The sequence below is a fragment of the Homoserinibacter sp. GY 40078 genome (assembly GCF_008017545.1).
Classification (GTDB): Bacteria; Actinomycetota; Actinomycetes; order Actinomycetales; family Microbacteriaceae; genus Homoserinibacter.
Genome location: NZ_VRTZ01000001.1, coordinates 181079 through 195196 on the forward strand (window position 1 = coordinate 181079; position 14118 = coordinate 195196).

A 14118-nucleotide genomic window follows, 5' to 3' on the forward strand; every position below is an offset into this window, starting at 1 on the left:
CGGCGAACAGAGCCCCGAGTCAGGATTGAACTGACGACCCCTTCCTTACCATGGAAGTGCTCTACCACTGAGCTATCGGGGCAGGCTGCGGACGCGCCGCAGCACCGAACGAGCCTACCATCCCGAGGCACGCGCTCCGCACGTGGGGCCCGTCTCGCGACCTCTCCTCCTGCACATGGCATCGCCGCGACGATCGGCGCACATTTGTACCCATTCGGCTTGCCGTCACGCGCTCGCCTCATTACGATGCATGAAACCCACCAGTGGTCACTTTTCACGCAAGGAGGCGTGCATGTCGATGTCTGCAGACCCCACCCGCGATCCCGTCGCAACCGCGGAACCACCCACCGCACCCATCCGCTACTTCGTCGGACTGTTCCTCGCGCAGTTCGGGCTATTCGCCGCCCTGCTCTCGCCCGTCATGGTGAGCCTGCAACTCAAGGCACAGGAGCTCTCGCCCGACGATCCGGCGGCGGTGATCGGGGCCGTGCTGCCCCTCGGAGCGCTCGGTGCGCTCGTCGCCAATCCGCTCGCCGGCGCGCTGTCCGACCGCACGCGGACGCGATGGGGGCGCCGCCGACCATGGCTCCTCGGCGGCGTCGCGGTCTTCACCCTCGGACTCGTGTGGGTCGCGCTCGCGCAGGATCAACTGGCCCTGACGTTCGCCTGGCTGCTGTGCCAGGTCGCCGCGAACGCCACACTCGCAGCCCTCGTCGCGAGCTTCGCCGACGAGGTGCCCGCCCTTCAACGCGGTCGTGGGGCGAGCGTGATCGCCGTCGCCCAGAACGTGGCGATTCTCGCCGGCACCTACCTCGCCGTGCTCCTCGTCGACGATCTGCCCGTCCTGTTCATCGCGCCGGGCGTGCTCGCGATCGCGCTCGTGGCGGTCTACGCGATCGTGCTTCGCGACGAGGCACCCGGCCACGCGCCCGAGCCCATGCGGATCGGTCTGCTGCTCCGCTCGTTCTGGACCAATCCCCTCGTGCACCGCGACTACGGGCTCGCGTGGTGGTCGCGTTTCCTCATCATCCTGGGCAGCTACATGTTCACGACCTTCCGGCTGCTCTATATGCAGCAGCACCTGGGGCTTGAGCTCGCCGCGGCCACGGAGGCGGTCGCCTTCGGTGTGCTCCTCTATACGCTCGCGTTGCTCGCGAGCTCGTCGGTATCCGGATGGCTCTCCGATCGCGTCCGACGGCGCAAGGTATTCGTCGGAGGGTCGACCGCCCTCTTCGGCGTCGGGCTCGTCATGCTCGGCTTCGCGAACGACGTGGGGCACTTCTACGCGGCCGAGGTCGTGCTCGGGTTCGCGTGGGGCATGTACATCGCCGTCGACCAGGCGCTGATCGTCGACGTGCTCCCCGATCCCGAGCGCCCCGGGAAGGACCTCGGCGTGCTCAACATCGCCAACGCCTTGCCGCAGTCGATCGCCGCACCTCTCGCACTCGTGTTCCTGGGCCTCGGAGTCGACGACAACACGAACTACCTCGCGATGCTCCTCGCCGCAGGAGGAGTCGCGCTGCTCGGCGCCATCGTGATCATCCCGATCAAGGGGGTGAGATGACGAGCCGCGCCGACGCTCGCGTCACGGACGGAGCAGGACGGCGAGGGACGCCAGCGTGCGCTCGAGTTCGACGGACGGATCGAGAAGCCACTGGATCTGCAGACCGTCGGATGCGGCCACGATGATCGCGGCGATCTGGTCTGGGTCGACATCGGCCCGGACCGTTCCCTCCGCCTGCTGTGCGCGCAGGCGCTCCGCGAACTCGCCGCGGACCCGCTCGAATCGGGCCGTGAAATACGCGCGCCCATGCTCGCTGTCCGCCTCGAGCGCGGCGGCGACGAGCATCGAGTACAGCTCCACGAATCCCGGCACCGTCACATTGCGCGTCGCAGCGGCGACCATGAGTTCGACGGCGCCGGTATTCTCCGGCGCCGGTTCACGATCGCGCACGCGCTCCGCGTGGTCGTACACCGCGACCAACAGCTGCTCGCGCGACTCGAAGTAGTGCAGAAGCGCCGCGTGGGATACGCCGATCGCCTCCGCGATCCGGCGCAGCGACGTGCCGTCGGCACCTCGCTCCCGGAACACCTCGATCGCGCGATCGAGGATCTCCTGCCGCCGCGCGACCCCCTTGGCATAGGAACCACGCCGACCGATCACGGCCGGGTCACCGCTCGTCATGCCCTCACAGTACCCGTCACCAAAAACATCCAACCGGAGGTAAGTCTGGTATGGTCGCTGCGACGCATCCGCTCGATGCGTTCCGAATCAAAGACGATGTACGAAAGCAGGCACGCGTGACCCGCCCTCTCGCCTCTATCCAGCTCTACACATTGGCGGCAGAATTCACCGCCGACATGCACGGCTCACTCGATCGGCTCGCCGCGTTGGGGCTGCGTCATGTCGAAGCGTTCGACTTCGTACGGCGCCCCGCCGAGATCCGCGCCGCGCTCGATGCGAGCGGACTCGCCGCCCCCACCGGTCACGCTCCGCTTCTCTCCGACGAGTTGTGGACACCCGACGGCGCGATCCCCACCCCCGCGCCCGAGGTCGTGCTCGACGCGGCGGCCGCCATCGGCATGACGACGGTTTTCGACCCCTACCTCGCCCCCGAGCGCTGGCTCACCGCCGACGACGTCGCCGCATCCGCGGAGCGCCTCAACCGCATCGCGGAGCTCGCCGCGGGCTACGGCATCGCGGTCGGTTACCACAACCACGCCCAGGAGTTCGTGGCCGAGTTCGACGGCCGCACGGCCTTCGAGACCTTCGTGGCCGACCTCGACGACCGCGTCCAGATCGAACTCGATCTGTTCTGGGCCCTTGCGGGCGATCAGGACGTTCCCGCACTCGTAGAGCGACTCGGCTCGCGCATGATCGCCGCCCACGTGAAGGACGGCGTCGTGCCCGCGAGCAACCCCTGGGCCCCCGGTGCAGAGCCGTTCGGCTCGGAGAGCCTCGACCAGCGGCACGCAGGCACCGGCGACGTGCCGCTCGCCGCAGCGCTGACCGCCGCATCCGCCGTGCAGTACGCCGTGATCGAGTACGACCACGCCCCCGGCGACGTCTTCGACGACATCGCCGCGAGCCTCGCGTTCCTCCGCGACGGGGGGTTCGTCGCGTGACCGGGCCGGCGGGCGTCGGCATCGTCGGCGCAGGTGTCATCAGCGACACCTATCTCGAGAACCTGGGGTCGTTCCCCGACATCGACGTGGTGATCGTCGGCGACCTCGACACGGAGCGCGCGAAGGCGCAGGCCGAGAAGCATGGCGTGCCGCGCTCCGGCAGCGCCGACGACGTGCTCGCCGACCCCGCGGTGCAGCTCGTGGTGAACCTGACCATCCCCGCCGCCCACGCCGAGATCTCGTCGCGCGCCATCGCGGCGGGGAAGCACGTGTGGACCGAGAAGCCCCTGGGGCTCGACCGGGACAGCACGGCGGCGCTCCTGCGCGATGCCGAGGCGGCGGGCCTGCGCGTCGGCGTCGCCCCCGACACGCTGCTCGGACCCGGATTCCAGACCGCCAGGCGCATCATCGCGCGCGGCGACATCGGCACCCCGCTCTTCGCACAGACCGCGATGCAGTGGCAGGGACCGGAGCTCTTCCACCCGAACCCGGCATTCCTGTTCGCGAAGGGGGCCGGGCCGCTCCTCGACATGGGCCCGTACTATCTGAGCGCGCTCGTCGGCCTCTTCGGGCCGGTGGACCGCGTGGCGGCGCTGGGCCTGCGCGGACAGGAAGAGCGGACGGTCAAGGTGGGGCCGATCGCAGGAACGACGTTCCCGGTCGAGGTGCCGTCGACCATGTCGCTGCTGCTCGCCTTCGAGGGCGGGCAGCAGGCGCAGAGCATGCTGAGCTTCGACTCCCCGCTCGCGCGGATGGGCGTGGTCGAGATCCACGGCACCGAGGGCACCCTCGTCATCCCGGATCCGAACCGCTTCACCGGCCGCATCGCCCTGGCGAGGCCCCTCACCGCGGCGGGCGACGGCGGACCGCTCGACCAGGAATGGATCGAGCTGCCGGAGGACGGCATCGAGACCGGCCGCGGGCTGGGGGCTCTCGACATGGTGCGGTCCATCGCCGAGGGGCGCCCGCACGTCGCGAGCGGCGAGCTCGGGTACCACGTGCTCGACGTCATGCTGTCAGCGGAAGAGTCGGCGGCGCGGGGCGAGTTCGTCTCCGTCGGGAGCACCGTCGCGCCGGTGCCGCTCCTTCCCGGAGGCTTCGACCCGTTCGCGGCGACGCTCTGACGACGCGCAGATAGCGCCGGCCGACGCACCGGGGTGGAGCTGCCTCAGAACGAGGGCAGCACCACCCCGGGCAGACGCCAGGCGAGGAACGCAGGCCCCGACACGCGGACGACGCCCGCATCCGCCGACGCGAATCCTTCGATGAGTTCCGCGTCATCCGGAAGCTCGCCCGCGAGGTCCACCTCGCACGCATCGCGAGCAGCCACCACGAGCACGCACTCCTCCCGCGACTCGCGCACGAAGGCCACCGCCTCCTCCGACGCGTGCAGCCACCGGATCCCTCCCGCCGTGAGCGCGGGATGCGCGCGACGCAGCGCGACGAGCCGCCGGAACAGGTCGATCGTCTCCGCTGAGTCGTCCACCCGATCCCACGGGATCGGCGTGCGCGCCTCCTCGCCGTCCGCCGCCGTGAGACCGAACTCATCCCCCGCCCAGATCACGGGGATCCCGGGCAAGGTGAGCGCGAGACCCGCCGCGACCGGCAGCACGCCCGGTCGTGCCGAGGTGAGGAACCGCGGAGTGTCGTGGGTGTCGAGCGCGTTCATCGTGTGCAGCCGGGTGCGCCACGGGAAGGCCGCCGCGAACTCACGATGCGCCGCGTAGAAGTCCAACCCGGAATAGTCGGTCGTGCGGGCGAGCGTCATGCCGAGCCCGCCACCGGCCGGCGAGCCGGGTACCGAGAGCCAGTTCCACAGCGGGCGGGTGAAGTTGGCGTAGGTCATCGCGCCGTGCCAGGCATCGCCCGTGAAGTCGCCTCCCGAGGCATCGTTCGTCGACTCGCCGACGAGCAGAGTGTCGGCATTGACCTCGATCATCGTGCGGCGGATCGTGGTGCGCACCGCCTCGTTCAGATCCTCGTCCCGGAAGCGCCCCGTCATGTTGGCCACGTCGATGCGCCACCCGTCGAACGAGAACGGCGGCTGCAGATACCGGGCCACGACCGAGCGCTCACCCTCGATGAAGCGCGCCCGAAGCTCGGAGGAGTTCCAGTTGAACTTCGGCAGGCTCGAGAAGCCGAGCCACGACACGTACTCCGACTGCCCCTCGTCCAGCCAGAGGTAGAAGCCGCTCTCCTCGGCCTCCGGGTTGCCGAACGCGGCACGAAACCACTCGTGGGCGTCGCCCGAATGGTTCGTGGTGAGGTCGCCGATCACCCGGATACCGCGCTCATGCGCCGCCTCGACGAGGCGCACGAGAGCCTCGTCACCGCCCAGGAGCGGATCGACGTGGTCGAACGACAGCGCGTCATAGCGGTGGTTCGACCGCGCCGGGAAGACGGGCGTGAGGTACAGCAGGTTGACGCCCAGATCGACGAGGTGATCGAGATGCTCGCGCACCCCATCGAGGTCGCCGCCGTAGAACTGGGTTCCCGTTCCCGGGCCCTGGTGGATTACCGGGTCGCCCCACACGGCCGGCTCCGCCCACTCCGGCGGCTCACGGTCGTCAGCCGCCGCCGACCGCGCGAAGCGATCGGGGAACACCTGGTACATCACCATCTCGCGCGCCCAGGCCGGCGGAGGCGGGAAAGTCACCAGCCGGAAGTCGTCGATGTCACGCGTCTCGATCGTCGACAGCCCCTTGGAGGTGAGCCACCACGTGTTCGCGTCGACATCCTCCATGAGCCAGCGGTACCCGTGCACCGGGTTCTCGACCACGACCTCCGCCTCCCACCACACGTCCGCGTCGGTCGAGTGCACGACCCGGGCGTCGGAGTAGCGCGGCTCGCGGTCCGGGTTGGAGCGCACCCGCACCACCCGCAGCTCCGCGAAGCCGCGCGGCACCCGCAGGCGCACCCGCACCGGTTCGCCCAGGACGGGCTCCTCGGTGGAGACGTAGAGGGGCGAGCCGTCGTGGTGCGGCAGGCCTGCCGGAGACGAGGGACCCGGAGCGCGCGTCATGCGGGCACCCTAGCGCTCGCCCGTTTCCGCCCGATGACACGGCGGACGCGAATTGACATCCGACCATGCAAACGCTTACGAAGGGGGGACCGCCCCCGATCGCAGGATGGAGCACCATGAACACCACGACCCGAGGCGCGATGGCACGCGACGACTGGTGGCGCTCTGCCGTCATCTACCAGATCTACCCGCGCTCCTTCGCTGACGCGAGCGGCGACGGGGTCGGCGACCTGCCTGGGATCACGCGACGCCTCCCCGCTCTCGCCGAACTCGGCGTCGACGCCGTGTGGCTCTCGCCCTTCTTCACCTCGCCGCAGGCGGACGCCGGGTACGACGTGGCCGACTACTGCGACGTCGACCCGCTGTTCGGCACACTCGCGGACTTCGACGCGATGCTCGCGAATGCGCACGATCTCGGGATGCGGGTCATCGTCGACCTCGTACCCAACCACTCCTCGATCGCGCACGCCTGGTTCCGGGCAGCCCTCGCGGCCCCTCCCGGCTCCACCCAGCGCGCCCGCTACATCTTCCGCGACGGCCTGGGCGAGAACGGCGAGCTGCCGCCGAACAACTGGGAGTCGGTCTTCGGCGGACGCGCCTGGACCCGCGTCACCGAGGCCGACGGTACGCCCGGCCAGTGGTACCTCCATATCTTCGACAGCTCCCAGCCCGACTTCGACTGGACCAACAACGAGGTGCAGGAACTCTTCCGCGGGGTCCTGCGGTTCTGGCTCGACCGCGGAGTGGACGGATTCCGCGTCGACGTGGCCCACGGGCTCGCGAAGGCGGCCGGCCTGCCCGACTACACGCCGCCGGAGGACAGCGGCAGCATGGGCGGCGACGAAGCCGACGTGCCGTACTGGGCCCAAGAGGGCGTGCATCCGATCTACCGCGACTGGCACGAGGTGCTCGCCGCGTACGGACCCGACCGCATCCTCGCCGGTGAGGCGTGGGTGGAGCCGCTCACGAAGCTCGCGAAGTGGGTGCGCCCCGACGAGATGCACCAGACTTTCAACTTCAGCTACCTCGAGACCCCGTGGGCGGCCGACCGGCTGCGCAGCGTGGTCGACGAGTCGCTCGCCGCGTTCGGATCGGTCGGTGCGCCGAGCACCTGGGTGCTGTCGAACCACGATGTGATCCGGCACGCGACCCGCCTCGCCCTCACCCCGCCGCCGCCCCAGGGGCAGGGCCTCGGGCCCGCGTCGACGCTGCACCCGGACGCAGTGCTCGGTCTGCGACGGGCGCGCGCCGCGACCTCGTTCATGCTCGCCCTGCCCGGATCCTCGTACCTGTACCAGGGCGAGGAGCTCGGCCTGCCGGAGGTCATCGATCTGCCCGACTCTGCTCGGCAGGACCCGAGCTTCTTCCGGACGGCGGGGAAGATGTACGGACGCGACGGGTGCCGCGTGCCGATCCCGTGGGAGGCGAGCGCACCGGCGACGGGCTTCAGCCCCACGGGAAGCAGCTGGCTACCGCAGCCCGACGGCTGGGCCGACTACGCCCGCGACGCACAGGCCGGTGTTCCGGGCTCGACCCTCGAGCTCTACCGCAGCGCCCTCACCGCCCGCCGCGAGCACGCCCTCGGCGACGGCGAACTCAGCTGGCTGCCGTCATCCGACGAGGCGGTGCTCGCTTTCCGCAACGGCGAGGTGACCGTGGTGGCCAACACCGGGTCCGCCCCGGTGCCGATGCCTGTTGGGCGCGTCATCGTCGCGAGTGGACCCGTGTCGGAGGGCGAGCTGCCTGCCGACACGACGGTCTGGCTGCTGGACGCCTGAACCCGGGCCTGAGCGCCGCACGGGCGACTCAGCCGGCGTGCGCCTTGAGCCAGATGTAGGGGTCAACGTACTCGCCGTCGACCTTGATCTCGAGGTGAAGGTGCGCGCCGGTGGCCTGGCCGGTCGCCCCGACGAGCCCAAGGAAGTCACCGACCTCGACCTTCTGGCCCAGCTCGATCGGCGACGAGTCCCACTGCATGTGCGCGTAGCTCGACGTCACGACGTGGCCGTCGATCTGGTGCTCGATGGTGAGGTTGTTGCCCCAGCTGCCACCGTGCGGCTCACGGCGGATCACGACACCGGAGGCGATGGCGAAGATCGGCGCCCCCGCTCCTGGCGTCAGGTCGATCGCGTTGTGCTCCGTGGAGCATCCGCTGCACGGCGCGGGACGATAGCCGAATCCTGACGAGATCGGCACGAAGTAGGGGAACGGCCAACGAACCGATCCTCCGTTCGTGACGCTGTAGAGGTAGTTGCCCTGGCTGCCGTACTCCTCCTGCAGCTGCTGAGCCCACGACTTCACGTCGAAGCTGTCGCGCGTGACCTCGGACGCGTCGGTGAGGACGTCCTCCGCCACCTCGACCTCCTGGCCCGGCACCGTCGTCTTCGCTGCGAGCGGCGCATCGGCGGCCGCCGCTACGACGGAATCCGCGAGCACGTTCGCGGGGAGCGACACACCCACGAGGAAGGCGCCGACGACGAACAGCGCCCCCGCCGAGAGCAGGCGCGCCCCGAGGGGTCGCCGCCGGTGCTGCGCGGCGCGGCTTCGGGGCCGGGGTTCGCTCACCGGAGGAGCGAGCGCGGCGGGAGTCGGTGGGAGCTCGGCCGGCAACGGGGGCACGAGCGGCGGCGCGCTCGGCGGAGCCGGGTGTGCCTGTGCCTGTGCCTGCGCCTGCGCCGCGGCGGCGCGCTCACGTTCACGGAGCTCGCGTCGAGTGGTCGCCGGGGGAAGCGAATCGAGGTCGCTCGCGCTCACGAGTCCGGATGCCGGGTGGGCAGGGAGGCAGCGTGTGAGAGATCGCTCACTGGCTCCTCCTGACGACCCCACGACGGGCGGATCGGTTCCGGCAGCACGCCGGATGGACGCGGATTCCATCCAATCGTATCGAACCGTGAGGGGGGCGACCACACCCCACGATGGGTCACGCCCCCAGCTCGACCAGAAGCTCCTCGAGCGGGCCGACCACATCCGGGTGCCCCGCGAGGAAGAACTCGCGGCTCGGGCGGTCGACACCGAGGCCCTTCACCACGGCTCCCGCCTCCTCGGCGATCAGGGCGCCCGCGCCGTGATCCCACGGGTTGAGCGTGCGCTCGTAGTAGGCGTTCAGGCGCCCCGCGGCGACGGAGGCGATGTCGAGCGAGGCTGTGCCCGCACGGCGGATGTCGCGCACCCGCGGGACGAGACCCGCGACCACGGCACCCTGGCGGGCCCGCATGGCCGAGTCGTAGGCGAAGCCGGTGGCGACGAGCGCCTGCTCCAGCGGCACCGGATCCGCGACCCGCAGCGGCCGATCGACCAGGAACGCGCCGCCGCCCCGGGAGGCGGTGAAGAGCTCGCCGGTCGCCGGGTTGAAGACCGCGCCCGCGAGCGCGGTCCAGCTGAGCGGATCGGGATCTCCCTCCACGACGGCGACGCTCACGGCGTAGTGCGGGATGCCGTAGAGGTAGTTGACGGTGCCGTCGATCGGATCGACCACCCAGGTGATGCCGCTCGATCCGCCGGTGGAGCCGCCCTCTTCGCCGAGGATCGCGTCGTTCGGGCGTGCTCCCGCGATGCGCGCACGCACCAGTTCCTCCACCTCGCGGTCGGCGGCCGTGACCACGTCGACGATGCTCGACTTCGTCGCCGCGACCTCGACCCCCTCGCGGCGTCGCGCCGCCGCGAGCTCCCCCGCCTCGACGGCGATCGCACGGGCGAGGGTGAGGAGTTCGCGGCTCATACCCTCCAGCCTCCCACGGCCGGATGAGCGGCGGCGGCTCTACGATCGGCGCGGGCGGCGGCGAACGCTCACCAGCACCGCACCCACGAGGAGCAGCGCCGTGATGACGCCCGCGACGAGCACGGGGTCGGCGCCGGTGTCCGCCAGCTCGGCGGGCGCAGCGTCGCCGCCGTCGGAGGGGTCCGCCGGTTCCGCAGGCGTGACGGGAGTCGGTTGCATCTCGACCGCTCCGATATCGATCACGCCGTCGTAGACCCGGAGGTAGAGCCCACCGCGCTGGTCGGTGCTCGGAGCGGACACGATCGCGGGGTCGCCGGCGTCGATCGCGGGAGACCCGTCTGCCAGAGCGTGCGTGAGCGTCGGCCCGCCGTTGTCGGCGAGCGGCTCGAGACCCGGGTCGGCAACTCCCCACGACGCCGGATCGCCGTCGATCGCGGCACCGATGATGCGGGAGCTGCCGATCACACTCCAGGCGACCGCTGTGTCGGTGTCCGACACGTAGATATCGGCTGCGCCGCCGCCGCCGAGTGCGTTGCCCGCCACGATGCTGTGCGAGATCCGCAGCTCGTCGTCGCCACCAGCGTCTCCGTCGACGAGGATCCCCACCCCATCGTTCGCCGTGACCGTCGAGTGCTCCACCGACACCCGGGCGGTGGTGCCGACGAACGCATTGATGCCGCTGCCGCTGTTGCCCGAGAGGGTCGAGTTCACGACCTCGAGTCGCTCCGCGACCTGCGTCTGCACGCCGGGGCCTTCGATCCCCGACACGGTACTCCGCGTGAGGGTGAGCGCGACGGAATCCATCTCGATCCCCGCGATGGTGCCCCCGGAGATCGCCGAGTCGACGAGCTCGAAGGCGTTGCCGAAGCCGCTGATGCCCCCGTACGAGTTATCCGCGAGCGTTGTCCGAATCACCGAGACGGTGCTGCCGGAGAAGGCATCGAGGCGCAGTCCCCATCCGTCGGCATCCGATACCCGCGAATCCACGAGCTCAAGCGATGACGTGTCGTACAGCGAGCCAGACACTGCGTGGGCACCCGAACCCTCGATCGTGGTGTCTCTCACGACGACCGAGAGCGCACCGAAGGTGTTGTCGATGGAGAGCCCGGCTGAGGTCGAGTCAGAGATCGATGCGTCCTCGATCTCGACAGACCCTCCGTCACCACTGACCGAAATGCCCACGCTCGAGTCGTGGAACCGTCCGCCGTCGACCAGCACCTCCGACCCGGGTACGACGTAGAGCGACACCGCGGGAGCGCTGGGGGTGGCGGCATCGACGTTCTCGAGCGCGAAGGACTGTCCGGCGGCGAGTGACACCGCGAGCGGCGACCCGCTGATCCCGGTGAGGGTGGCGTCGCGCAGCGCACCGCCCGCGTCTTGGAAGAAGAACCCGGTGCGGAACCATCCGTCTCCGTCGATCGTGACCCCGTTGCCGCGGATCTCGACGCCGTCGGTGATCGTGGGAAGGTCGGCACCGAGGAGGATGTCGTCCACCTGAATGTCAATCGTGGCAGCCCCGGTCACTGCGTTCGCCTGCTCGATGGCCCACCCGAGCTCACCGGGCTGCGGGACGGCCGAGGTGGTCGAGGCGTTGACGACGAGCGTCGGGCCTGCAGCCGATGCGGGCGCACCTGCGATCAGCGCGAGAGGCGCCGCGAGGGCCAGTGCAGAGAGCGCGGACAGCGCGAAGTGTCGGGAACGGGAAGGGGCCACCGGGAGGTCTCCTCAGAATCGAATCGCGGCGCGCCGAGACAAGACGCGCCCATCCCAGGCAATCCGTTCGACGGGCGGCGGGCAATGGACCTGGGTCCCCTCTCGGACCGTCCGATGTGCGCGCGGTGGGACTACCCGGCGGGAGCGCCGAGGAACTCGATCACGGCCTGAACGCGCCGGTGGCTGTCGGCGGCGACCGCGAGATCCAGCGCGTCGTAGAGGTTCGAGACGTGACGCACGACGGCCTTCTCGGTGATGTGCAGCAGCTCGGCGATCGCGACGTTGCTGCGCCCTTCGGCCATGAGCGCGAGCACCTCGTGCTGCCGCTCGGTGAGCACCTCCAGGCGACGCACGGCTCGACCCGAGCTCATCACGGACTGGACCAGGTCGTGGTCCATGACCGTCTCCCCCGCGACCACGCGCTCCAGCGCCGCGATGAACTCGTCGACGTCGGCGATCCGGTGCTTGAGGAGGTAGCCCACCCCGGCATCCGCAAGGCCCATCAGTTCAAGCGCGTACTCCCGCGCGACATGCTGAGACAGCACCACGGCAGCGGTTCCCGGACGATCGGCGAGGACCCGGCGGAGGGCGCGGAGGCCGTCGTCGGTCTTCGTCGGCGGCATGCGGATGTCGGTGATGACGAGGTCGACCTCATTCGCTCGGGTGGCGTCGATGAGGGCGTCGGCGTCGGCGACCGCGGCCACCACCTCGAACCCCGCGCGCGCGACGATGAGCTGCAACCCCTCGAGCAGCAGGGTCTCGTCTTCGGCGATGACGACGCGCGTCATCCGAGTTCGTCGCCCGCGTCGCGCGGCAGGTCGGCGACGAGACGTGTGCCCCCGCCCGTTCGAGGCTCGACCTCGAGCCGACCCCCGACCGCTTCGACCCGGTCGCGCAAGCGTCCGAGCCCGGAGCCGACGACGAGTGCGGCGCCACCGAGTCCGTCGTCATCGACGCAGACGCGGATGCCGTCGCCACGATCCTCCGCGCTGATCCGGATGCGCGAGGCGGCCGCATGCTTGATGACGTTGCTGATGCCCTCGGCGACGACCATGTAGGCGGCCGACTCGACCTCGGGGGCGAGCCGGCCGGGTCCGAGCTCGAGTTCCAGCTCGACCGGCATCGCGATCTCGTCGACGAGCTCGCGGATGGCGCTCGACACCCCGCGCTCGGTGAGCGCGGCCGGCATCACCGCGTGCACGAACGCGCGAAGATCCGCGATCGCCTGGTCGACTCCGCTGCGGAGCCCCCGCAGTGCGGCGGCATCCCCGGTCCGTTCCGCCTCGCTCGCGGCAAGCGCGATCATGACGAGCCGGGACTGGAGGCCGTCGTGCAGGTCGGCGGCGATCCGACGGCGTTCGTCCTCCGCCGCACCGACGAGGCGCCGCCGTGACGCGCGCAAGCCGTCGCGACTGGCACGCAGATCGGCCGCCAACCTCTCCCGTTCGATGGCGAACCCGAGCACACCCGCCGCCGACATGGCCAGCTCGTGCTCGCCCACGATGCGCGTGTCGTACCGTACGGCCCCGACCCGCCTGCCGTCGACCTCCGCACCTGCGAGCGCCAGACGCGGGTCGTCGACCAGCGCCGCACCGGATGCATCGACATATCCGCCTGCAGCGTCCGACCAGTAGACGATCTCGGCGCTGGGGTCCCCGAGCACGGCACGCAGCGCGCTTCCGAGGTCACGTCGGGCATCGTCCGAGGCCGCAACCCGGTAGCTCAGAGCTTCCAGCCGCCCCGTGCTCTCGAATCCGCCACGGGCGAGCGCGACGAGGAACTCGATCGGCACCCCGGCGATGAGGATGAGCTGCACGACCTCCACGTACACCGGGTCGGCATCCGGAATCACACCCACGAGAAGCGCGAGGCCGAGTGCCGCCACTCCGTAGACATAGAGCGGAGCGAGGACGCGTCGGCGCACCGCCGAGGCGAGGCGCAGTCGGTTGAAGAGCAGCACGGCGGTCGCGACGATCACACCGACCCAGGCAAGCTGTTGCACCGTCGTCGCGACGGCGAAGGCGACCGGATCGGGGCTCGTCGCGAGCGGCGAGGAGGCGCCGAAGATGAAGACCGGTACCTGCAGGACCGTGCCCGTGATCCACGCACAGGTGACGGTGATCGGGCTGCACGCGCCACGAAGGGACCCGGTGGGGAACGCGTGCAGCGCGTGGATCACCACCGGTAGAACGAGTGCGCCCCCGAGTGCGCCGATCGCGACCAGGAGGGGGGCGCTGAAGAGATCGAGGCCGGACAGCAGGAGGGCGAATCCGCCCCCGAGCAGGAGGAACCCCATGCGGTTCGCAGGTCGACGTACAGCTGCGACCACGCCCGCGATCGCAGAGACCGCCGCCGCGATCGGTGTGGCCGCCACGAGAGCCGGATGCGTCTCCGGTGTGCGCACGGCTCCCTCCGCCAGTTCGACGATTCCGAAGAGGATGATCGCGGCACCCATGAGGACCGGCACCATCGCCTCGGCTGAGATGGCGCGCCAAGAGGGGAGGGCCGACGTCACCCTGTGAGCGTACCGACCTATGCC

The 14118-nt window shown here is 70.3% G+C and carries 11 protein-coding genes and 1 tRNA gene; 4 read left to right on the forward strand and 8 right to left on the reverse strand.

Annotated features, from left to right (window positions below; translation table 11 throughout):
* Nucleotides 1-10: 10 nt before the first annotated feature.
* Nucleotides 11-82, reverse strand: a tRNA-Thr gene (locus tag FVQ89_RS00890).
* Nucleotides 83-292: 210 nt separating this feature from the next.
* Between FVQ89_RS00890 and FVQ89_RS00895 the strand changes: the two genes are divergently transcribed.
* Entirely contained in the window at nt 293-1564 is a 1272-nt protein-coding gene (locus FVQ89_RS00895; protein ID WP_222706019.1) for an MFS transporter, read from the forward strand.
* A 21-nt stretch (nt 1565-1585) separates the two neighbouring features.
* Here FVQ89_RS00895 and FVQ89_RS00900 read toward each other — a convergent pair whose 3' ends face one another.
* The gene (locus FVQ89_RS00900) at nt 1586-2185 is read right to left on the reverse strand and encodes a TetR/AcrR family transcriptional regulator (RefSeq protein WP_147900056.1); all 600 of its coding nucleotides are present in this window, start codon (nt 2183-2185) and stop codon (nt 1586-1588) included.
* A 116-nt stretch (nt 2186-2301) separates the two neighbouring features.
* Here FVQ89_RS00900 and FVQ89_RS00905 point away from each other — a divergent pair, with 116 nt between their 5' ends.
* Complete coding sequence (locus FVQ89_RS00905) at nt 2302-3126, forward strand: sugar phosphate isomerase/epimerase (RefSeq protein WP_147900057.1); 825 nt, start codon at nt 2302-2304, stop codon at nt 3124-3126.
* Nucleotides 3123-4250, forward strand: coding sequence for a Gfo/Idh/MocA family protein (locus FVQ89_RS00910; protein WP_147900058.1), 1128 nt, complete (start codon nt 3123-3125; stop codon nt 4248-4250). Before FVQ89_RS00905 ends, FVQ89_RS00910 begins: the two co-directional genes overlap by 4 nt.
* Nucleotides 4251-4294: 44 nt before the next feature.
* Here FVQ89_RS00910 and FVQ89_RS00915 read toward each other — a convergent pair whose 3' ends face one another.
* Nucleotides 4295-6148, reverse strand: a complete 1854-nt coding sequence (locus FVQ89_RS00915) for a glycoside hydrolase family 13 protein (protein WP_147900059.1) — start codon at nt 6146-6148, stop codon at nt 4295-4297.
* A gap of 116 nt (nt 6149-6264) precedes the next feature.
* Between FVQ89_RS00915 and FVQ89_RS00920 the strand changes: the two genes are divergently transcribed.
* Nucleotides 6265-7926, forward strand: coding sequence for a glycoside hydrolase family 13 protein (locus FVQ89_RS00920; RefSeq protein ID WP_147900060.1), 1662 nt, complete (start codon nt 6265-6267; stop codon nt 7924-7926).
* A 28-nt stretch (nt 7927-7954) separates the two neighbouring features.
* On the opposite strand, the gene FVQ89_RS00925 is transcribed toward FVQ89_RS00920, so the two are convergent.
* The 5 genes from FVQ89_RS00925 to FVQ89_RS00945 all read right to left on the reverse strand — a co-directional run bounded on the left by FVQ89_RS00925 (nt 7955) and on the right by FVQ89_RS00945 (nt 14094).
* A complete protein-coding gene (locus tag FVQ89_RS00925) occupies nt 7955-8902 on the reverse strand; it encodes a M23 family metallopeptidase (RefSeq protein ID WP_187264844.1) in 948 nt (315 codons plus the stop codon).
* 166 nt (nt 8903-9068) lie between these two features.
* Nucleotides 9069-9866 (reverse strand): inositol monophosphatase family protein, encoded by a 798-nt coding sequence (locus FVQ89_RS00930; RefSeq protein WP_147900062.1) that lies wholly within the window; start codon nt 9864-9866, stop codon nt 9069-9071.
* 39 nt (nt 9867-9905) lie between these two features.
* Nucleotides 9906-11579, reverse strand: coding sequence for a right-handed parallel beta-helix repeat-containing protein (locus FVQ89_RS00935; protein WP_147900063.1), 1674 nt, complete (start codon nt 11577-11579; stop codon nt 9906-9908).
* Between the two features lie 131 nt (nt 11580-11710).
* Nucleotides 11711-12367, reverse strand: coding sequence for a DNA-binding response regulator (locus tag FVQ89_RS00940; RefSeq protein WP_147900064.1), 657 nt, complete (start codon nt 12365-12367; stop codon nt 11711-11713).
* A complete protein-coding gene (locus tag FVQ89_RS00945) occupies nt 12364-14094 on the reverse strand; it encodes a histidine kinase (RefSeq protein WP_147900065.1) in 1731 nt (576 codons plus the stop codon). The genes FVQ89_RS00940 and FVQ89_RS00945 overlap by 4 nt, the downstream gene beginning before the upstream one ends.
* Nucleotides 14095-14118: the final 24 nt, after the last annotated feature.

Coding starts and splice junctions, on each gene's coding strand:
- FVQ89_RS00895 (WP_222706019.1), top strand. CDS start 293: ATGTCGATGTCTGCAGACCCCACCCGCGATCCCGTCGCAACCGCGGAA.
- FVQ89_RS00900 (WP_147900056.1), bottom strand. CDS start 2,185: ATGACGAGCGGTGACCCGGCCGTGATCGGTCGGCGTGGTTCCTATGCC.
- FVQ89_RS00915 (WP_147900059.1), bottom strand. CDS start 6,148: ATGACGCGCGCTCCGGGTCCCTCGTCTCCGGCAGGCCTGCCGCACCAC.
- FVQ89_RS00920 (WP_147900060.1), top strand. CDS start 6,265: ATGAACACCACGACCCGAGGCGCGATGGCACGCGACGACTGGTGGCGC.
- FVQ89_RS00930 (WP_147900062.1), bottom strand. CDS start 9,866: ATGAGCCGCGAACTCCTCACCCTCGCCCGTGCGATCGCCGTCGAGGCG.
- FVQ89_RS00940 (WP_147900064.1), bottom strand. CDS start 12,367: ATGACGCGCGTCGTCATCGCCGAAGACGAGACCCTGCTGCTCGAGGGG.